The sequence below is a fragment of the Arthrobacter sp. GW460-12-1-14-TSB2 genome, from assembly GCF_059423525.1.
In genome coordinates this window covers 150,025-168,585 of the sequence record NZ_JBWKYC010000005.1, presented here as the reverse complement: position 1 = coordinate 168,585, position 18,561 = coordinate 150,025, and the positions used below count along the sequence as shown (strand labels likewise).

Below are 18,561 nucleotides of genomic sequence, written 5' to 3'. Positions count from 1 at the left end.
TTAGCTCCAGTCCTGTTGCTTGGAAAGGCGGCGCTCCGGGCCCACATCAAGCACCGGGCCGACGTCGAGGACCGGGACGTCCCGGGCCGGAAGGTCCCGGTTGAGGACGTCCAGGCCGAAGGCCATGGCCAGGTGCTCGGGCTGCAGGACCACGTCGGGCGGCCCGTGCATCAGGACCTTGCGCATCAGCAGCACGGCTTCGTCGCACAGCTGCGGCAGGGCGTGGAGGTCGTGCGTGGAGATCAGGATGGTGCAGCCGTCCGAGGCGAGTTCCCGCAGCAGGCGGGTGATGGTGGCTTCGGAGCGCTTGTCCACCCCGGCGAACGGCTCGTCCAGGAGCATCATGGTGGCGCCCTGGGCGATGCCCCGGGCCACGAACGCGCGCTTCTTCTGGCCGCCGGACAGCTGGCCGATCTGCCGGTTCGCGAACTCGGACAGTTCCACCCGGTCCAGGGCGAGGTCGACGGCGGCGCGGTCCGCCTTGGAGGGGCGCCGGGTGAAGCCCTGGTGCCCGTAGCGGCCCATCATCACCACGTCGCGGACGGACAGCGGGAACTGCCAGTCCACGTCCTCGCTCTGCGGGACGTAGCCGATTCCCCCCTCCTTGCGCGCCTTGGCGGGTGACTGGCCATTGATGAGGACGCGGCCGGCGTCGGGCTTGATCATTCCCATGATCACTTTGAACAGCGTGGACTTGCCGGAGCCGTTCATGCCGATCAGGCCGCAGATCCGGGCGGTGTCCAGGCTGAGCGATGCTGCGTCCAGCGCCAGGACTTCGCCGTAGTGGACGGTGACGTTTTCAACGAGGATGGCCGGTTGTTGGCTCATGATGCCGCTCCCGCTGGGGCACTAACCAGTGCTTCGGTGATGAGTTTGGAGTCGTGCCGGATGAGGTCCAGATACGTGGGCACGGGGCCGTCCGCCTCGGACAGCGAGTCAACGTAGAGTACGCCGCCGAATTTCGCACCCGTGGCTCCCACCACCTGGCGCATGGGGGCGTCGGACACCGTGGACTCGCAGAAGACGGCCGGGACCTTGTTCGCCTTGACGAATTCGATGGCCCGGGCGATCTGCTGCGGCGTGGCCTGCTGTTCTGCGTTGACTGCCCAGATGTAGACCTCCTTGAGGCCGGCGTCGCGGGTCAGGTAGGAGAAGGCGCCTTCGCAGGTCACCAGGGCACGCTGCGCCGCGGGGACGGTTGCGAGCTTCTGCACCATCTCGTCCTTCACCGCCTGCAGTTTGGCCTTGTAGGCCGCACCGTTCGCCTCGAACGTGGAGGCATTCTCCGGATCAAGCTCTGAGAACGCCTTCACCATGTTGTCCACGTAGATCTGCACGTTTACCGGCGACATCCAGGCGTGCGGATTCGGCTTGCCCTGGTAGGAGTCCTCGCTGATGGACATGACCTTCACGCCCTCGCTCACCACGGCGTGCGGGACATCCAGGCCCTCGACGAACTGGGCAAACCAGGCCTCCAGGTTCAGGCCGTTGTCCAGGATCAGGTCCGCCTTCGAAGCCTTCCGGATGTCGCCGGGCGTGGGCTCGTAGCCGTGGATTTCGGCGCCGGCCTTGGTGATGGATTCGACCTGCAGCTTGTCCCCTGCCACGTTCTGGGCGACGTCGGCCAGCACGGTGAAAGTGGTCAGCACCACGGGCTTCTCATCGCCGGGTCCCTGGCCCGGGGCGGCACCCCCGCACGCGGCCAGTGACAGGAAGAGGAAAGCGGCGACGACGGCGGCTCCGGCAGAGCGAAGGAAACCGGTTCGGCGGACTACTTTGGCGCACCGAAACAAAAATTTAGGCATACCGAATATTCTACCGGGCGCCGTAACGCCACTGCAACGCCGGGCCCCCGCTCCACCCAACTGACTCGCACTTAACGTCGTCATTTGCCGTTTTCACGACGTCAGCTGCCAGTCAGTTGGGGAAGCTAGGCTGGACACATGGGAACAGCTGTCCGCAATTCCCCGGCGCCACGGCCGGAGCTCTACCGTTTTTCCGCGCTCGACTACACCACCGTGGGGCTCTACGTGGCCGTCGCGGCACTCTTTGCCGTAGCCGGACCGCTGCTGCAGCCGTTGCTGCTGCAGCTGTCCCCGGACCCCACCGTGGCCGTGTACTCGGTCAACCTGCTGTTCTACGGCGGCGTGGGGATCCTGGCCGTGGCCGCTGCCCGCCATGTCGCCGCCCGCGACCTCCGGGTGCTGGCCACCAGGCCGTGGTTCACGCTGATCATGATCCCGGTGGCAGTGGTGGCCATGCTGATCCTGACCGCCATCCTGGTGGCCCTCACCGGACCCGTGCAGGGCTCCGCCAACCAGGCCAACGTGCAGGCACTCGTGCAACACGTGCCGCCCTGGCTGATCGTGCCCCTGCTGGTCATTGTGGGCCCGTTCGTGGAGGAGTACATCTTCCGCCACCTGCTGATCGGCAAGCTGAGCCGCCGCGTCAATATCTGGGTGTGCTGCGTCCTGTCCACCTTCCTCTTCGCAGCACTGCACATCGTGGGCCAGGAAACGCTGACCCTGCCTGTGCTGATGCCATATCTCGCCATGGGCGCCACGCTGGTGTTCGTCTACGTGTGGACCGGGAAGAACCTGATGTTCTCCTACTTCGTGCACGCCGCAAAGAACCTGTTGGCCGTAGTGTTCATCTACGCCATCCCGCCCGAACTGATGGAGCAGCTGCAGCAGGTCCAGCCCTAGCAGTCGCAACGCTCCCCCTACCGCCGCACGCGCCGCCGTCGTACTTTTGGGTAATGGGACTCAACATTCAGATCGTCATCGACTGCAAGAACCCGCACGAGCTCGCCGACTGGTGGGCGGAAACCCTGGACTGGGCCGTGGAGCCTCACGACGAGGCCTTCATCCGGTCCATGATCGCGCAGGGGTACGCCACCGAAGCCGAGACCAAAACCCACAAGGGCAAGCTGGTCTGGGAGGCCGGCGCCGCAATCAGGCCGGTGGAAGAGCTCGACGTCAAGGCGCCGGAGCGCCGCCTCCTGTTCCAGACCGCGCCCGAGGGAAAGACCGTCAAGAACCGGGTGCACTGGGATGTCCGCCTTGCCGGCAGGGACAAGGACGAGGTGCGCAAAGAGCTGGAGGCACGCGGCGCAACCTTCCTCTGGACGGCCAGCCAGGGCCCGCACGAATGGCACACCATGGCGGACCCAGAAGGCAACGAGTTCTGCATCAGCTGAGGCGATTACTAGACTCAATCTGTGAGCAACGTATTTCCAGCCAAGGTATCCGACGTCTTTGACCCCTCCCGGTGGCGCACCGTGGCCGGCTTCGACGACTTCCAGGACATGACCTACCACCGGCAGGTGGAGCGGGATTCGGACGGCGCGGTGCTGCGCGACCTGCCCACGGTCCGGATCGCCTTCAACCGCCCGGAAGTCCGCAACGCCTTCCGCCCCGGCACAGTGGACGAGCTCTACCGGGCCATGGACCACGCCCGCATGACCCCCAACGTGGCCACCGTGCTGCTGACCGGCAACGGGCCCTCGCCCAAGGACGGCGGGCACTCGTTCTGCTCGGGAGGCGACCAGCGGATCCGGGGGCGTGACGGGTACCGCTATGCAGAGGGCGAGACCAAGGAGACCATCGACCCCGCCCGTGCCGGCCGGCTGCACATCCTGGAAGTCCAGCGGCTCATGCGCACCATGCCCAAGGTGGTCATCGCCGTCGTCAACGGCTGGGCGGCCGGCGGCGGCCACTCGCTGCACGTGGTCTCTGACCTCACCATCGCCTCGCGCCAGCACGGCAAGTTCAAGCAGACGGACGCCACCGTGGGAAGTTTCGACGCCGGCTACGGCTCGGCGCTGCTGGCCCGCCAGATCGGGCAGAAGGCCGCCCGCGAGATCTTCTTCCTGGCCCGCGAATACTCGGCCGAGGACATGGTCCGGATGGGCGCAGTCAACGAAGCCGTGGACCACGAACGCCTTGAGGAAGTCGCCCTGGAGTACGCGGCGGACATCGCCCGGCAGTCGCCGCAGGCCATCCGCATGCTCAAGTTCGCCTTCAACCTGGCCGACGACGGCCTGGCCGGACAGCAGGTCTTCGCCGGCGAAGCGACCCGGCTGGCCTACATGACGGACGAGGCCGTGGAGGGCAAGGAAGCCTTCCTCGAGAAGCGCGACCCCGACTGGTCCCAGTTCCCGTACTACTTCTAAAGCCCGCCCAACTGACGAAGGCAGCCTCCGTGACCTCCCAGCCGCTGAACACTGAACCTGCAAACATCGAGCCGCCCAACATCGAGCCCGCACTCAAGGCGCTGGCGGACGCCCTCCACGGCGAGGGTCCCGCCGTAGAGCTTTCCGCCGACGCCGACGGCAATCCGGTGGTCTCCGCGGTGGAAACGCCGGGCTTCGAGGACGCCGCCGTGGTGGTGCGGACCTCCGGTTCCACCGGTGCCCCCAAGGCAACGGTCCTCACGGTGGAGGCCCTGGCGGCGTCCTCCGTGGCAACCGCCTTCGCGCTCAAAGGCGAAGGCCAGTGGCTGCTGGCCCTCCCCGTGCAGTACGTGGCCGGCGTGCAGGTCCTGGTGCGCTCCCTCTTCGCCGGCACGCGGCCGTGGGCCATGGACCTCTCCGGCGGCTTCACGCCGGAAGCCTTCACCGCGGCCGCCCAGGAGCTCACGGACAAGATCCGGTTCACGTCCCTGGTACCCACCCAGCTGCAGCGGCTGCTGGACTCGCCGTCGGCCGAAACGCTGGCCGCCCTCCGCCGCTTCAACGGAATCCTGCTCGGCGGCGGCCCCGCCACACCCGAACTGCTCGCCGCAGCCCGGGACGCCGGCGCGCGTGTGATCACCACCTATGGCTCCGCGGAAACCTGCGGCGGCTGCGTCTACGACGGCTTCCCGCTCGAGGACGTGCTGGCCCGCGTGGACGGGGACGGCCGCATCCTGCTGGGCGGCGCCACCCTGGCCGCCGGCTACCTCGGCGACCCCGCCCTCACCGCCGACGCCTTCTTCGAGGAGGACGGCGTCCGCTGGTACCGCACCAGCGACCTCGGCTCCATCGACGCCACCGGGAAGCTCACCGTACTGGGCCGCGCCGACGACGTCATCATCACCGGAGGCGTCAAGGTATCCGCCACGCACGTGCAGGCCGAGCTGGAGAAGCTCACCGGCGTGCTGGCGGCTTTCGTGGCCGGCGTCCCGTCAGCGGAGTGGGGACAGGCAGTGGCGGCCTACGTCGCCGTGGAGGATGCCACGCCCGCTGGCATCGAAGGCTTCACCGCGAAGCGGCACGATGCCCTGGGTGCCCTCGGCGCCCTGGCGCCCAAAACAGTCCTGGCTGCGGGCGAACTCATGATGCTGCCCAACGGCAAACCTGACCGCCTCGGCATGACCGTTCTGCTGGACGCCCGGCATCAGGGAAAATAGAAAAGCTCTTCCCAAGCTGAACCGAACAACGAACCAATCGGAGTACTGACCGTGGCTACAGCCGCACAATGGATCCAAGGCGCCCGACCGCGCACCCTGCCGGCTGCCATCGCACCGGTCCTGATCGGCACCGCAGCGGCCTTCGAGCTGGACGCGTTCAAGCCTGTAAACGCCATCCTGGCCGCGCTGGTGGCCCTGCTGCTGCAGGTGGGCGTGAACTATGCCAACGACTACTCGGACGGCATCCGGGGTACGGACGAGGACCGTGTGGGCCCGCTCCGCCTGGTGGGCTCCGGTGCTGCGAAGCCGGAGATGGTGAAGCGCGCCGCGTTCGCCGCGTTCGGGCTGGCGATGCTGTTCGGCCTGGTGCTGGTGCTCATCACGCAGGCGTGGTGGCTGATCCTGGTGGGTCTCGGCTGCGTCCTGGCGGCCTGGGGGTACACCGGCGGCAAGAACCCCTACGGCTACATGGGCCTGGGCGACGTGTTCGTGTTTGTGTTCTTCGGCCTGGTGGCCACCCTTGGCACCACCTACACGCAGGCGGGGCAGATCAGCCTGCCTGCCATCATCGGCGCAATCGGCACCGGGCTGATCGCGTGCGCGCTCCTGATGGCAAACAACGTCCGGGACATCCCCACGGACATGCAGGCAGGCAAGAAGACCCTGGCCGTGCGGCTGGGTGACAAGCACGCCCGTGAAAGCTACGTCCTGATGCTTGCCGTGGCCATCCTGCTGGTGATTGTCCTGGCACCGGCGCGCCCGTGGATGCTCATCGTGCTGCTCCTGATCCCGGCCAGCCTGATGCCCTCATGGCTGATGATCAACGGCCGGAAGCGCAAGAGCCTGATCCCGGTCCTGAAGCAGACGGGCATGATCAACCTGGGCTACAGCGTGCTGTTCTCGCTGGGCCTCGTGCTAAGCCACGGGCTCTAAGCGTCCTTGCCTCTAAGCTTCCGTGCCCCTAAGCGTCCTTGCGGGGAACTTCCGTGCGGGGGATTTCTGAGCGGACGGTGATGTCCGGGTTGGCATCCACCAGGGTGTCCTCGGCGTCGGCGTCTTCAACCTCGCCGGCGGTCCGGATGGGCTTGGCCCGGCCGGAGAACCGCTCATGCAGGGTGGCCGTGGCGGCGTCGCGCTGCTTCTGGAAGAACAGGTAGCTGATCGCGAAAGCGATGAGGCCGGCGCAGACCGCAGCGAGCAGGATTCCGATTTGGAGGAAGCTGAACAGCACGAACAGCGGCACAAACAGTGCCAGACGGATCAGGGAGTATTTCATAAAGGCCACAGTCCAAGTTTAGCCGTCCGCCGCCCGCCGCCCGGACGCTAGACTGGTGGTATGCCCCGTGTATTGGTCGCCGTTGCCGTTCTTGCCATATTCGTCTATGGCCTCGTGGACGTGATCCGGACTGACAAGCACCTCACCAGGGGTATCTCCAAGACGGCCTGGATCGTGGTGATGGTTGTCCTCCCGGTAGTGGGAGCGGCACTTTGGTTCATCATCGGCCGGCCACGTGGAAGCAGCCCCGCCCCGCAGTCGTACACCCACACCACGGCGCCGGATGACGACCCCGATTTCCTGCGCAACCTGGAAATCCGCCGCCGCAACCAGGCCGAAGCGGACCGCCTGAAGAAGCTCAAGGATGAACTCCAGGCCAAGGAACGCCAGGTCAATGGCAGCGCTGCCGGCGGCGCCGAGGGCAAGGGAAAGCCGAACGGCACCCATCGGGGCGACAAGCACACCGAGGAATCACACCACCCCGAGACCGACGCGCACGGCACCGACGAGGTCAAGTAGCGCCATTCGCGGTTGAGTAACGCCTCGGGGGAAGTAACTCGGCCCGGGGTCAGACGACGGTCGACCGCCGCTCAATCAGCACGGTGTCGCGCCACTGCCCGGCGCAGGGGCCATGGGCCATGAGGGCGATGCGCCGCCGTCGTCCAACAACGGTGTAACCGTTGGCGAGGTGGAGCCTGAGGCTGGCTTCGTTTTCGGGAAAGACACTGGCCTGGATCGTCCAGATCCCGCCGGCCTCCGTGGAATCCGCCAGCGCCTGAAGCAGCAACCCGCCTACGCCCATGCCGCGGGCGTCCGCCGCCACGTAGACGGAGTGCTCCACAACCCCGGCGTAGGCCGGGCGGGAGGACACGGCCGAGACCGCCGCCCAGCCAAGGATTCGGTGTGCCGGCGTTTCGCACACCAGCCGGTGCGGAAGCAGCCGCGATGTGTTGAACCGTTCCCAGTCCGGCGCCTCGGATTCAAAGGTTGCGTGACCGGTCTCAATGCCTTCGCGGTAGATCCGCTGGACGTCCGGCCAGTCAGCGCCCGTCATGGCGCGGATCGTGAGGCCCCTTGCCGACTGCGGGTTCACAGGCTCTCGAGGAGTCCGGCCGTCTGTTCCAGCGCGCCCGGGACCAGGGAGTAATAAGCCCACGTGCCGCGCTTCTCGCGGTGCAACAGCCCGGCCTCCACCAGGATTTTCAGGTGGTGGGACACGGTGGGCTGGCCCAGGTCCAGCGGTTCAGTGAGGTCGCAGACGCAGGACTCACCCGAGTCGCCCGCCTTGACGATGGACAGCAGTCGCAACCTGTTCGGGTCGGCAAGGGCCTTGAAGACCACGGCCCGCTGCTGGGCCTCGTCAGCGCTCAGAGCCGGCTTCACCGACGGGACGCAGCATGAGGCGTCCACCGGAGCTTCGACGATCTGCAGAGAGTTCATAGACCAATTATGCACATAGATTGACATTCATCGATATAGGTGGGGATACTCTCTATATCGATATTCATCAATTTATCTTCTTCGGTTACATCGGGACAAAGGCCGGCCGGCGCCGTCGGGCCCTTGATTGCACGCCCCGTCCTTGTTGCACTTGTTTACGCAGCGTTGCTGCACAGCGCTTACGAACCACTACCCAGGAGACCACATGACCGCCGAAGTGAGCACCGAACAGCTGATCATCATCGGTTCCGGCCCCGCCGGCTACACCGCTGCGATCTACGCCGCCCGCGCGGGCTTGAAGCCCCTGGTTCTGGCCGGCTCGGTAACGGCCGGCGGCGCCCTGATGAACACCACCGAGGTGGAGAACTTCCCGGGTTTCCCGTCCGGGATCCAGGGCCCGGAGCTCATGGACGGCCTGCAGGAGCAGGCGCAGCGGTTCGGCGCGCAGGTGATGTTCGACGACGTCACTGAAGTGACGCTGTCCGGGCACCTCAAGCGGGTGGTCACCGGCGCCGGCGACACCTACGAGGCACCCGCCGTCATCCTGGCCACCGGCTCCGCCTACAAGGAACTCGGCCTGCCCGAGGAGAAGAAGCTCAGCGGCCACGGCGTCTCCTGGTGCGCCACCTGCGACGGCTTCTTCTTCCGCGACCAGGACATCGTCGTCGTCGGCGGCGGGGACTCAGCCATGGAGGAAGCCACGTTCCTGACCCGCTTCGCCCGGACGGTCACGGTGGTGGTCCGCAAGGGTGAACTCCGGGCCTCCCGCATCATGGCCCAGCGCGCCAAGGACAACCCCAAGATCAGCTTCGCCTGGCACTCCGCCGTGACCGCCATCCACGGGGACCCCAAAGTCACCGGAATCACGCTCACGGACACCCGGACCGGGGAAACCCGCGAGCAGGCCGCCACGGGCATCTTCGTGGCGATCGGACACGTGCCGCGGACGGAACTCGTCGAGGGCCAGGTTGAGCTCGACGCCGAGGGCTACATCAAGGTGGACTCCCCCACCACGGTCACCAACCTGACGGGCGTCTTCGCCTGCGGCGACGCCGTGGACCACCGCTACCGCCAGGCCATCACCGCCGCCGGGACCGGCTGCGCCGCCGCACTGGATGCGGAGCGGTACCTGGCCGCCCTGGATGATGCGGACAGCATCGCGACGGCCTTGGTCGAGGAACCAACCCACGCCTAGGGATTCGCTGAATAGAACTTCCCAACAGGAAGGAGGTGAGCTGTATGGATACCGGATGCTGCACCGACAACGGCTGGTGCGAGGACGAATCCTGCACGGATCAGGACTGCTGCTAGCCGCCCTTCCCGCCGCCTTCCGCCTTCCGCCTTGCTTGCGAACCGCCACACCTACTCACGAAAGAGAACACCTTGGATTCGACGTCGAACCTTCCCGTCGCTGTGATCGGCGCCGGCCCCGTGGGCCTGGCCGCTGCCGCCCATCTTCTGGAACGCGGCCTGGAGCCGCTGATCTTCGAGGCCGGTACGACGGCGGGAGCCGCCATCGAACAGTGGCGCCACATCCGGCTGTTCTCACCGTGGCGGTTCAACCTCGACGCCGCCGCCGTCCGCCTGCTCGAAGCCTCCGGCTGGGAATCACCCCGGCCCACGGCCCTCCCCTACGGCGGCCAGCTGATTGATGATTACCTCGCACCGCTCGCCGCGCTCCCGGCCATCGCTTCCCGGCTGGAGACCGGTGCCCGGGTGGTCGCGGTGACCCGGTCCGGCATGGACAAGACCCACACCCGGAACCGGGACACCGCACCGTTCGTGGTGCGGGTGGAAGGTGCGGGCGGAGAGGTCCGCGACCACACGGTGGCCGCCGTCATTGATGCCTCCGGCACGTGGTCAATCCGCAATCCGCTCGGCATCTCGGGCCTGCCCGCCATCGGCGAAGAGACCGCCGCGGACCGGATCTCCTCGCCGCTGCCCGACGTCACCGGCCGGGACCGCGCCTCCTTCGCCGGCCGCCGTGCCCTGGTGGTCGGGGCAGGGCACTCAGCCGCCAACACGCTCATCAGCCTCGCGGACCTCGCCAAGGCGGAACCCGAAACCCGGATCCTGTGGGCCGTCCGCGGCGCCTCCGCCGAGAAGGTCTACGGTGGCGGCGAAGCCGACGGACTGCCCGCCCGAGGCCAGCTCGGCAGCCGGCTGCGCCGCCTGGTCGAGGCCGGCACCATCGAACTGCATACCGGCTTCGGTATTTCCTCCCTCAAGTCCCTGGACTCGCACGTCACCGTGGCAGCCGTTGACGGACGCACCCTGGACGCCGACATCGTGGTGCCCTGCACGGGCTTTCGCCCGGACCTGGATATCCTGCGCGAACTCCGGCTCGAACTGGACCCTGCCGTGGAGGCGCCCCGCCGGCTTGGCCCGCTGATCGACCCCGAATTCCACTCCTGCGGCACCGTGCCCCCGCACGGCGCCAGGCTCCTGGCACACCCGGACAAGGACTTCTACATCGTCGGCATGAAGTCCTACGGCCGGGCCCCCACTTTCCTGCTCGCCACCGGCTACGAACAGGTCCGGTCGGTGGTGGCAGCCCTCGCCGGGGACCGCGAAGCCTCGGAGACCGTCCAGCTCGAACTCCCGGAGACCGGCGTCTGCTCCTCCGACGCCGGCACCAGCTGCGACGTCCCCGCCACAGCCGCCGCGGACACCGAATCCGGCTGCTGCGCCGCTCCGGAGCCCGTGCTGGTCGGCTTCCCCACCGGGCTCTCCCACGGCCGCTCCGGCATCAACTAACGCCCGCTTCGACCCCGCAGGCATCACCGCTCACGAAGGAACCAACACCCCTATGACCCAGGAACCCAGCAGTACACCGAAGATCCCGGCCGTCCTCTTCGTCTGCAGCAAGAACGGGGGCAAGTCCCAGCTTGCCGCCGGACTGATGAAGCAGCTGGCCGGCGGGACCGTCGCCGTCTACTCCGCCGGCACCAAACCGGGGAAGTCACTGAACCCGCAGTCCGTGGAGTCGCTGGCCGAACTCGGGATCGACATCACCGGAGAACACCCGAAACCGGTCACCGAAGAAGTCGTGGACGCAGTGGACGCCGTCATCGTCCTGGGCACCGAAGCGAAACTCGAACCCCGCGAAGGCACCCGGTTCGAGGTCTGGGAAACGGACGAGCCTTCCGAACGCGGCATCGAAGGCATGGAACGCATGCGCCTGGTCCGGGACGACATCAATGCCCGCGTCCGGAAGCTGTATGCGGAGCTGACCGGGAACTAGGCGTGCCCGCCCCGGCCGACGCCCCGGCCCTGGTTGCGGAGGGTGCACCCCGCGGCGGCCTCGCCGCCCTGTGCATCACCCAGACCACCGGCTGGGGCATCCTCTACTACGCCCTGCCAGCCGCCGTCCTGCCGATCTCGGGGGACACCGGCTGGGAGCCGGCGCTGGTCACGGGAGCTTTTTCGGCCGGGCTCCTCGTGTCCGCCGGCGCCGGCATCCTCGTCGGCCGCGCCCTGGACAACACCGGCCCCCGCACCCTGATGATCGGCGGCTCGCTGGTCGGAGTCGCCGCCCTGGCCCTGGTGGCCCTTGCACCCGTCCTGCCGCTGTTTGCCGCCGCCTGGCTGTTGGCCGGGACTGCGCAGGCAGCGGTCCTGTACCAGCCGGCGTTCACCGTGATCACCCGCTGGTACGGCACCGGGCGGGTCCGGCCCCTGACCATCCTGACCCTGGCAGCGGGGTTCGCCTCCACCATCTTCGCGCCGCTCACCGCAGCCCTGAGCAGCAGCATCGGCTGGCGGGCGGCCTTCCTGGTCCTTTCCGGGCTGCTGGGACTGATCACTGTGCCGCTGCACGCCCGCTACCTCAACAAAACCTGGAATGCCGGCCCTCGAAGGGGTGCGGGAACCCTGGACCTGAGCAGCGTGCGCGCCATCCGCCGCAGCCCTGAGTTCCGCCGCCTGCAGGGCCTGATGGTGCTGCTTTGCCTCGGCCTCTACGCCACGACACTGAATATCATTCCCCTGCTGATGGAAAAGGGCGCCAGCTATGCCGCAGCCGCGCTGGGCCTCGGACTCGTGGGCGCAGGCCAGGTCGGAGGCCGGCTGCTCTTCGGCTTCATTCCGGTCCGGACGCGCCTGCCTGCCATCACCGGCGCTGCCGCCGGCGCGGTCTTGCTGCTCGCCGCACTGCCGGGACCCCTGCCTGTCCTGATCGCAGCAGGCATCCTGGCCGGCGCTGTCCGCGGCTGCCACACCCTGCTGCAGGCCACTGTCGTCGCAGACCAGTGGGGAGCGCGGAACCTCGGCACCCTGCAGGGAACCTTCGCCGCACCGCTCACAACAGTCACCGCTCTCGCCCCCGCTGCCGGCCCGGCGACGGCGGTTTGGCTCGGTTCCTACACGGGCATGGCGTACGCCATGGCCGGCGTCGCAGCGGTCGCTGCCCTTATGGCCGTTCTGGCCTCACGGCGCGGATAGTCCGGCACAGATACTCCGGCGCGGTAGGCCGGACCGGCGGCTTGCTACAGTCCCGAGTACGAGTGCAGGCCGTTGAAGAACTGGTTCACGATGGTGAAGTTGAAGACCACGCAGAGGTAGCCCACGATCGACAGCCACGCGGCGCGGGTGCCGGTCCAGCCGCGCGTGGCACGGGCGTGCAGGTAGCCCGCGTAGACCACCCAGATCACGAACGTCCAGACTTCCTTGGTGTCCCAGCCCCAGAAGCGGCCCCAGGCCTTCTCGGCCCAGATGGCACCGAACATCAGGGTGAAGGTCCAGCCGACGAAGGCGATGGCGTTGATGCGGTAGGACAGGTTTTCCAGGCTCAGCGCCGAAGGCACCAGGCGCATGAAGCCCAGCTTGTCCGCGCCGCCGGAGGCGATGGTCTTCTGCCGGTGTGCCTGCACCAGCTGCAGCGCGGACATCGCGAACGTCAGCGTGAACAGCGCCGAAGACAGCACCGCGATGGACACGTGGATGACTAGCCAGTAACTCTGCAGCGCCGGCACCAGGTGCCCCACGGGGGTCCAGTAGGCCACCGAGGCCGCCACAAGCATGATGATCGCCAGGCCGATCACGAACGTGCCCAGGAACCGCAGGTCGCGGCGGATCAGGACCAGCAGGAAGACAGCGACGGCTACGAAGGCGCCGGTGGTGAGGAACTCGTACATGTTGCCCCACGGCACTCGGCCCGCACCGAGGGCACGGGTGAGCACGCCGGCGCCGTGGATCACAACGCCCAGCACCGTCAAGGCAACAGCCACGCGGGCGGGAACGCGGCGTTCGGCTGCGTAGCGCATGCCGGCGTCGGCCGTCTGCCCGGCGCCAGCTACGGCACCCTTGGAGGCGCGTCCGGTGGCCGACGACGGCCGCTCGGCACGGCCGGCAGGTCCGCTGACGTCCGAATCGGCGCGGTCAACCGCGGCGTCGTCGGCGTCGGCAAGGTCACGTCCCGCACGGTCAACGGAGCCTCCGGCACCGACGCCGGCAGCCACGGGGACTTTGGCCGTCGCTGCCGCGGACGCCTCGGCCGCGGCCGCAGCTTTGAGGTCCACCGCGAGGAGCGCCTTGCTGCTCTTGGCCAGGTCCCAGGCGAAGGCGATAAAGGCAACCGTGTACGTTCCGGCGGCCAGCAGCATAAAGAGCTCGCTGTACTGGCCCATGGTTTCGTTGATGGCGAGCATTACTGGTCCTTCTTCGACTCGGATGAGCCGGCTGTTGACTGGATGAAGTCTTCTGGGCGAGATTCCGAGGAGGCGTCCGCGGGGACACTCTCCGCGGGGCCATTATCCTCCGGCCCGCTGGGAGCTGTCTGTGAAGCCGTCCGGGAGTCCAGGCCCCACTCCTCCGTCAGCAGTCCGCGGATGGTATCCGCCTCCGCCGCGAGCCGGTGGTCTTCGCCGCGGGCCAGGAGACCGTACTCCACCATGGTGCGGCCGTCCGGGTGCGTACCCGTGCGGACCCAGACCCGCCGGCGGTTCACGTACAGGGAAGTCACGAGCCCGGCCACCGCCAGCAGGGCGAAGATCAGGGCGTAGAGCTGGCCCGGGTTGTGGTGGATGTCCACGCCGATGTAGCGCTTCACGCCGTCAAAGCTGATGGTGCCCTTGCCGTCCGGGAGCGTATAGGTGCTGCCGGGAGCCAGGGTGATGCCGCCGGCGTCGAGGTTCCGGGCATTGAGCGGCGTCAGCTTTTTCACGTCGAGCTCGAACACGTTCTGCGGTGCCCCGGCGTTCAGTCCGAGGTCGCCGAAATACGAGTTCAGCGTGAGCTGCGGGTTGATCAACTCCGGGTCCCCGCTGAAGGACACACCTTCCTCGGTGACGAACGCCGTGGGCAGGAAGAACCCGGCGAACCCAAGCTGGTCCGGCTTGGCGTCCGGGACCTTGATCACCACGGAGGAGTAGTAGTTGTCGCCCTGCAGCTTCGCCACCACCGGGCCCTGCATGGCGACGTTGCCGGCGCCGTCGCGGATGGTCACCACGGGGGCGTAACCGTTGCCGGTGAGGTAGATGCTGGTGCCACCCAGGCTGACGGGATCGTTGACCTTCAGCACCTGCTTCTCGGCCGGCGCATCCGGGGTTTCCCGGGTGGTCACGTCCGCCTTGAAGTCGATGGGCTGGCCGAACTTGCCCTTCGATTCACGGTCGAAGGTGATCTGGAACTTGTCCAGCTGGATGGAGTAGGGCTGGAGCTGGCTGCTCTGGAAGTTGGTGCCCGGGGTGAACTGGTCGTAGCCCACCAAGGTGTTCACGAACGTGTCGCCCTCCACCAGGATCCGCTGCCCGCTGTACCCGAACAGGCCACCGGCCGCCACGGAGACCAGCACGCCGATCAGCGACGTGTGGAACACGAGGTTGCCCACTTCCTTCAGGAAGCCGCGCTCGGCCCCCAAAGAGGGCCGCTCGCCGTCGTCGTCCCTGACATCAACGCGGTAACCGCGTTTCTTCAGCTTCGCGGCAGCGTCCGCAATAGCGTCCGACGCCGGGATCCCGGCATCCGCGGGGATCACCAGCGTGCCGTACTCGGGCAGGCGGGAGAGCCTGGCCGGGGTGCGCGGAGGCTGGGAGCGCATGGCCCTGTAGTGGGCGATCGCGCGGGGAACCACGCAGCCGATCAGCGAGATGAACAGCAGGATGTAGATGGCGGAGAACCACGCGGAGGAGTACACGTCGTAGAGCTGGAGGGAGTCAAGGATCTTGCCGTAGTCCGGGTGGTCCGCAATGTACTGGGTGACGATTGAGGGGTTCGCAGGGCGCTGTGGGAACAGCGATCCGGGCACGGCTGCAACGGCCAGCAGCAGGAGCAGGAACAACGCGGTGCGCATGCTGGTCAGCTGGGTCCAGGCCCAGCGCAGCATGCCCTTGACCCCCAGCGCCGGCATGGCGGCTTCGGCCTTGGCCTTCGCCACGGGGTTCGCTGCAGCGTTGTCTGCGGGTGCAGGCTTCTTCTTTTCGTTCACTCGCTCGCTCATCAGATCGGCAATTTCACATCGGTTTGGAACCAGTACTGCAGCCCGGACACCCAGGCTCCCCATACCCCGCTGGCCATCAGCAGGCCGAGGACCACCAGGATTCCCCCGCCGATCCGCTGGATGGCGAGCCGGTGCTTGCGGAAGAAGGACATCACGCCCACACCCCGGCGCACGGCCAGGGCAATCAGCAGGAACGGGATGCCCAGCCCGAGGCTGTAGACGAAGGCCAGGAACGCGCCCTTGGCGGCCGAGGACCCTCCGGACATGCTCAGGAGCTGGACAGCGGAGTACGTGGGCCCAATGCACGGCGCCCATCCGAGGCCGAAGGTGATCCCCAGCAACGGCGCGCCCCACAGTCCGGCCGGCGGCCTAGCGTGGATTTTGGCGTCGCGCTGCAGCCAGCTGAAACCGCCCATGAACACGACGCCCATGATGATCACCAGAACGCCCAGCACCTGGGTGATCCAGGCATTCTGGCCGCCGCTGATCATCGAGCCCAGCTGGCCGAAGGCTCCGCCGAGCAGGACGAATATCACCGAGAAGCCGAGCACGAACAGGCCGATTCCGGCCAGCATGCGGCCGCGCTTCTGCTTCTCCAGGTCCACGCCGGTCAGTCCGGTCACATAGCCCAGGTATCCCGGCACCAGGGGCAGGACGCACGGTGAGAGGAAGGACACGAATCCCGCGAGTAGTGCCACCGGGATGGCAAGCAGCAGGGAACCGTTCAGGATGGCTTCGGCGAAGGGGCTGTTCACTTGGGAGCGCCGCCGTTACTCTGCCACGGCGGCGGCGATCAGGGCCTTAAGCGTGCCCTTTTGGATTTCCCCGAGCACACGGGAGGCCACCCGGCCCTGCTTGTCGAGCACCAGCGTTGTGGGCACGGCACCAGGAGGAACCAGTCCGGACACGGCCAGGAGCACGCCGCCGTCCTTGTCGTGGAAGCTGGGGTAGGTCAGGTTGAACGTCTTGTCGAACGCCTCGGCTGCGGCCTTTTCATCGCGGAGATTGACGCCGTAGAACTGCACTCCCTGGGGCTTGAACTCCTGGTGGAGGGCTTCGAGGGAGGGCGCTTCGACGCGGCACGGCGCACAGGCTGCGAACCAGAAGTTGAGCACGGTGACTTTTCCGACGAAGTCCGCCGGCTCCACGGTGGTGCCGTCGAAGAGCGTCCCCTTGATGCTGACGGCGGATTTGCGGTCGGCAGCAGCGAACTCGGTCACGGATCCGTCACCGGCCACGTAGTTCTTGTTGTCCCCGGCCTTGGCCTGCTTGGCCAGGGCATCCTCCTGGGCGCATGCGGAAAGCCCCAGGGTGAGCGCGGCCAGCCCCAGGCCGCCGGCGGCCAGGACACTGCGGCGGGAGGCGGCGTTGGTCGCTTCGTGTGCGCTGGCTGCCTTGTTGAACTTGAATCCGGCCACGCTCAGGCCCCCGGGGTGTTCGAGGCGCCGGGCAGGAGTGCGGCGGCAGGCTCGCTGTATTCCACGCGCAGGAGGGTGCCGTCGTCGTCGAACACCAAAGACGTGATGGACGTGAGGGTGCATTCGCGCTTGCGCGGATCGTGCCAGAGGGGCTTGCCCTCGGCGCTCAGGCGGGTGGACCAGATGGGGAGCTGGTGGCTGACCAGGATGGCTTCCGCCTGGTCGCCGCCCAGCTCAATGGCCCGGAGGCGTGCATCCTGGACTGCGGCGATGACGCGTGCAGCCTGGGCTTTGTACGGCTCGCCCCAGGACGGGGTGAACGGGTTGCGCAGATGTGGCCAGTGCCTGGGCTTGAGGAGCTCGGCCTTGTTGACCCGGAGCCCTTCGAAGTGGTTGCCGGCCTCGATGATGCGCGCTTCGGTGTGGATTTCGAGGTTCAGCGCTTCGGAGATGGGGAGGGCCGTTTCCTGGGCGCGGGTCAGCGGCGAGGCCACGAGATGCACAATGTTCGCCCCGCCGGCAACGCGGTCGCTGAAGTGCACAGCGAGCGTCTTGGCCATCTGCTGCCCGAGTTCGGAGAGGTGGAATTCCGGCAGCCGTCCGTAGAGGATTCCGTCCGGATTGTGGACCTCGCCATGGCGAAGGAGATGAACAGTGGCTTGGGGCATGTTTACCAGTTTCTCAAAGATGTCGGGTGATCTGAAATCTTCTACAGGAAGTAGAACTGAGAAGTTTGGAGAAATGTTCCCCGGAGTTGGAATAAAAGATGCATATGCATGTTTATACTGGGTGAAGCAGTTAGTTGAGACTTCAAGCAAAGAAGTTTCGGCTGGCGATCAGATGTCCTTCCGCAAGAGAACTTCCACCACAGATCACAAGGAGCAACACCATGGCACTGCCCGCCAACATCACCACCGGCACCTGGACCCTCGACAACTCGCACAGCGAAATCGGCTTCACGGTGCGCCACGCAGGCATCAGCAAGGTCCGCGGCCAGTTCACCGATGCCGTGGCCACGCTGGACCTCGCCCAGAACGTTGCCGACTCCAAGGTCAACGCAACCATTCAGACCGCCAGCTTTGACTCGGGCGACGCCAACCGCGACGGCCACGTCCGCGGCGAAGATTTCTTCGACGTCGAGGCGTTCCCGGAAATCTCCTTCGTCTCCAACGCGATCGTTCCCAAGGGCGACGCCTACGAGCTCCAGGGCGATCTCACCATCAAGGGCGTCACCCGCCCGGTGGCGCTCGAGACCGAGCTCCATGGTGTGGCTGTCGATCCGTTCGGCAACACCCGCGCCGGCCTCACCGCCGAAACCACCATCAGCCGCAAGGACTTCGGCCTGACCTGGAACGCCGTCCTCGAAGCGGGCGGCGTGCTGGTCAGCGACAAGGTTGCCATCAACCTCGAGCTCGCGTTCATCGCTCCGGCGGCCTAGTTCTTCGCCTTATAGTTCTGCACCCCACAGCACCCCGCTCCGTCCCCGCGACGGAGCGGGGTGCTGTGCTTAATCCGGCTGCTGAACCTGACCGGCGAGAATACCTCTGCGGAATGATCCATCGGGCCACCGCTGCGGGGTACGGTGGAACCAAACCATG

At 66.9% G+C, this 18,561-nt stretch carries 21 protein-coding genes; 11 read left to right on the top strand and 10 right to left on the bottom strand.

Features of this window, described 5'->3' with window-relative positions:
* Both AC07YR_RS09540 and AC07YR_RS09535 read right to left on the bottom strand, forming a co-directional pair.
* On the bottom strand, positions 1 to 828 hold the full coding sequence (locus AC07YR_RS09540; RefSeq protein WP_494733817.1) for a metal ABC transporter ATP-binding protein: 828 nt from the start codon (positions 826 to 828) through the stop codon (positions 1 to 3).
* Entirely contained in the window at positions 825 to 1,805 is a 981-nt protein-coding gene (locus tag AC07YR_RS09535; RefSeq protein WP_494733816.1) for a metal ABC transporter substrate-binding protein, read from the bottom strand. The genes AC07YR_RS09540 and AC07YR_RS09535 overlap by 4 nt, the downstream gene beginning before the upstream one ends.
* Positions 1,806 to 1,943: 138 nt before the next feature.
* Between AC07YR_RS09535 and AC07YR_RS09530 the strand changes: the two genes are divergently transcribed.
* The 5 genes from AC07YR_RS09530 to AC07YR_RS09510 all read left to right on the top strand — a co-directional run bounded on the left by AC07YR_RS09530 (position 1,944) and on the right by AC07YR_RS09510 (position 6,324).
* Complete coding sequence (locus tag AC07YR_RS09530) at positions 1,944 to 2,705, top strand: CPBP family intramembrane glutamic endopeptidase (RefSeq protein ID WP_436058485.1); 762 nt, start codon at positions 1,944 to 1,946, stop codon at positions 2,703 to 2,705.
* A 53-nt stretch (positions 2,706 to 2,758) separates the two neighbouring features.
* Positions 2,759 to 3,199, top strand: a complete 441-nt coding sequence (locus tag AC07YR_RS09525; RefSeq protein ID WP_436058486.1) for a VOC family protein — start codon at positions 2,759 to 2,761, stop codon at positions 3,197 to 3,199.
* Between the two features lie 21 nt (positions 3,200 to 3,220).
* Positions 3,221 to 4,174 carry a 1,4-dihydroxy-2-naphthoyl-CoA synthase gene (locus AC07YR_RS09520; protein WP_055804738.1) on the top strand — a complete coding sequence of 318 codons (954 nt, stop codon included), beginning with the start codon at positions 3,221 to 3,223 and terminating at the stop codon, positions 4,172 to 4,174.
* A 65-nt stretch (positions 4,175 to 4,239) separates the two neighbouring features.
* Positions 4,240 to 5,391, top strand: coding sequence for an AMP-binding protein (locus AC07YR_RS09515; protein ID WP_494733842.1), 1,152 nt, complete (start codon positions 4,240 to 4,242; stop codon positions 5,389 to 5,391).
* A gap of 51 nt (positions 5,392 to 5,442) precedes the next feature.
* Complete coding sequence (locus AC07YR_RS09510; RefSeq protein WP_494733815.1) at positions 5,443 to 6,324, top strand: 1,4-dihydroxy-2-naphthoate polyprenyltransferase; 882 nt, start codon at positions 5,443 to 5,445, stop codon at positions 6,322 to 6,324.
* Positions 6,325 to 6,352: 28 nt separating this feature from the next.
* On the opposite strand, the gene AC07YR_RS09505 is transcribed toward AC07YR_RS09510, so the two are convergent.
* Positions 6,353 to 6,667, bottom strand: coding sequence for a DUF4229 domain-containing protein (locus tag AC07YR_RS09505; protein WP_055804745.1), 315 nt, complete (start codon positions 6,665 to 6,667; stop codon positions 6,353 to 6,355).
* A gap of 60 nt (positions 6,668 to 6,727) precedes the next feature.
* Here AC07YR_RS09505 and AC07YR_RS09500 point away from each other — a divergent pair, with 60 nt between their 5' ends.
* Positions 6,728 to 7,186 (top strand): PLDc N-terminal domain-containing protein, encoded by a 459-nt coding sequence (locus AC07YR_RS09500; RefSeq protein WP_055804748.1) that lies wholly within the window; start codon positions 6,728 to 6,730, stop codon positions 7,184 to 7,186.
* Between the two features lie 49 nt (positions 7,187 to 7,235).
* Here AC07YR_RS09500 and AC07YR_RS09495 read toward each other — a convergent pair whose 3' ends face one another.
* On the bottom strand, positions 7,236 to 7,721 hold the full coding sequence (locus AC07YR_RS09495) for a GNAT family N-acetyltransferase (protein WP_494733814.1): 486 nt from the start codon (positions 7,719 to 7,721) through the stop codon (positions 7,236 to 7,238).
* Between the two features lie 35 nt (positions 7,722 to 7,756).
* Positions 7,757 to 8,107: an ArsR/SmtB family transcription factor gene (locus AC07YR_RS09490; RefSeq protein WP_494733813.1), complete on the bottom strand. Its 351-nt coding sequence runs from the start codon at positions 8,105 to 8,107 to the stop codon at positions 7,757 to 7,759.
* 217 nt (positions 8,108 to 8,324) lie between these two features.
* On the opposite strand from AC07YR_RS09490, the gene trxB reads away from it, so the two are divergent.
* The 4 genes from trxB (at position 8,325) to AC07YR_RS09470 (ending at position 12,550) form a co-directional block, all read left to right on the top strand.
* The gene (gene trxB / locus AC07YR_RS09485; RefSeq protein ID WP_494733841.1) at positions 8,325 to 9,302 is read left to right on the top strand and encodes a thioredoxin-disulfide reductase; all 978 of its coding nucleotides are present in this window, start codon (positions 8,325 to 8,327) and stop codon (positions 9,300 to 9,302) included.
* A gap of 188 nt (positions 9,303 to 9,490) precedes the next feature.
* A complete protein-coding gene (locus tag AC07YR_RS09480; RefSeq protein ID WP_436058488.1) occupies positions 9,491 to 10,864 on the top strand; it encodes an FAD-dependent oxidoreductase in 1,374 nt (457 codons plus the stop codon).
* 52 nt (positions 10,865 to 10,916) lie between these two features.
* Positions 10,917 to 11,351, top strand: coding sequence for an arsenate-mycothiol transferase ArsC (locus AC07YR_RS09475; protein ID WP_055804757.1), 435 nt, complete (start codon positions 10,917 to 10,919; stop codon positions 11,349 to 11,351).
* Positions 11,352 to 11,353: 2 nt separating this feature from the next.
* Positions 11,354 to 12,550: an MFS transporter gene (locus AC07YR_RS09470; RefSeq protein ID WP_494733812.1), complete on the top strand. Its 1,197-nt coding sequence runs from the start codon at positions 11,354 to 11,356 to the stop codon at positions 12,548 to 12,550.
* Between the two features lie 44 nt (positions 12,551 to 12,594).
* Here the strand turns inward: AC07YR_RS09470 and ccsB are convergent, their stop codons facing one another.
* Genes ccsB through AC07YR_RS09445 form a run of 5 tightly spaced genes read right to left on the bottom strand, consistent with a single transcriptional unit; the run spans position 12,595 to position 17,631 of the window.
* Positions 12,595 to 13,755, bottom strand: coding sequence for a c-type cytochrome biogenesis protein CcsB (gene ccsB, locus AC07YR_RS09465; protein WP_494733811.1), 1,161 nt, complete (start codon positions 13,753 to 13,755; stop codon positions 12,595 to 12,597).
* Positions 13,755 to 15,545: a cytochrome c biogenesis protein ResB gene (resB, locus tag AC07YR_RS09460; RefSeq protein ID WP_494733810.1), complete on the bottom strand. Its 1,791-nt coding sequence runs from the start codon at positions 15,543 to 15,545 to the stop codon at positions 13,755 to 13,757. Before resB ends, ccsB begins: the two co-directional genes overlap by 1 nt.
* Positions 15,545 to 16,300 carry a cytochrome c biogenesis CcdA family protein gene (locus AC07YR_RS09455; RefSeq protein WP_494733809.1) on the bottom strand — a complete coding sequence of 252 codons (756 nt, stop codon included), beginning with the start codon at positions 16,298 to 16,300 and terminating at the stop codon, positions 15,545 to 15,547. The genes resB and AC07YR_RS09455 overlap by 1 nt, the downstream gene beginning before the upstream one ends.
* Positions 16,301 to 16,315: 15 nt before the next feature.
* Positions 16,316 to 16,963, bottom strand: coding sequence for a TlpA family protein disulfide reductase (locus AC07YR_RS09450; RefSeq protein WP_494733808.1), 648 nt, complete (start codon positions 16,961 to 16,963; stop codon positions 16,316 to 16,318).
* 2 nt (positions 16,964 to 16,965) lie between these two features.
* Positions 16,966 to 17,631 carry a histidine phosphatase family protein gene (locus AC07YR_RS09445; RefSeq protein WP_436058493.1) on the bottom strand — a complete coding sequence of 222 codons (666 nt, stop codon included), beginning with the start codon at positions 17,629 to 17,631 and terminating at the stop codon, positions 16,966 to 16,968.
* 221 nt (positions 17,632 to 17,852) lie between these two features.
* On the opposite strand from AC07YR_RS09445, the gene AC07YR_RS09440 reads away from it, so the two are divergent.
* Positions 17,853 to 18,401 carry a YceI family protein gene (locus AC07YR_RS09440; RefSeq protein ID WP_055804769.1) on the top strand — a complete coding sequence of 183 codons (549 nt, stop codon included), beginning with the start codon at positions 17,853 to 17,855 and terminating at the stop codon, positions 18,399 to 18,401.
* Positions 18,402 to 18,561 lie beyond the last annotated feature (160 nt).

Bases quoted from the DNA above. Each gene is read 5' to 3' on its own strand.
- AC07YR_RS09540 (WP_494733817.1), bottom strand. From the start codon at position 828: ATGAGCCAACAACCGGCCATCCTCGTTGAAAACGTCACCGTCCACTAC.
- AC07YR_RS09535 (WP_494733816.1), bottom strand. From the start codon at position 1,805: ATGCCTAAATTTTTGTTTCGGTGCGCCAAAGTAGTCCGCCGAACCGGT.
- AC07YR_RS09530 (WP_436058485.1), top strand. From the start codon at position 1,944: ATGGGAACAGCTGTCCGCAATTCCCCGGCGCCACGGCCGGAGCTCTAC.
- AC07YR_RS09525 (WP_436058486.1), top strand. From the start codon at position 2,759: ATGGGACTCAACATTCAGATCGTCATCGACTGCAAGAACCCGCACGAG.
- AC07YR_RS09505 (WP_055804745.1), bottom strand. From the start codon at position 6,667: ATGAAATACTCCCTGATCCGTCTGGCACTGTTTGTGCCGCTGTTCGTG.
- AC07YR_RS09500 (WP_055804748.1), top strand. From the start codon at position 6,728: ATGCCCCGTGTATTGGTCGCCGTTGCCGTTCTTGCCATATTCGTCTAT.
- AC07YR_RS09495 (WP_494733814.1), bottom strand. From the start codon at position 7,721: ATGACGGGCGCTGACTGGCCGGACGTCCAGCGGATCTACCGCGAAGGC.
- AC07YR_RS09490 (WP_494733813.1), bottom strand. From the start codon at position 8,107: ATGAACTCTCTGCAGATCGTCGAAGCTCCGGTGGACGCCTCATGCTGC.
- AC07YR_RS09475 (WP_055804757.1), top strand. From the start codon at position 10,917: ATGACCCAGGAACCCAGCAGTACACCGAAGATCCCGGCCGTCCTCTTC.
- ccsB (WP_494733811.1), bottom strand. From the start codon at position 13,755: ATGCTCGCCATCAACGAAACCATGGGCCAGTACAGCGAGCTCTTTATG.
- resB (WP_494733810.1), bottom strand. From the start codon at position 15,545: ATGAGCGAGCGAGTGAACGAAAAGAAGAAGCCTGCACCCGCAGACAAC.
- AC07YR_RS09445 (WP_436058493.1), bottom strand. From the start codon at position 17,631: ATGCCCCAAGCCACTGTTCATCTCCTTCGCCATGGCGAGGTCCACAAT.
- AC07YR_RS09440 (WP_055804769.1), top strand. From the start codon at position 17,853: ATGGCACTGCCCGCCAACATCACCACCGGCACCTGGACCCTCGACAAC.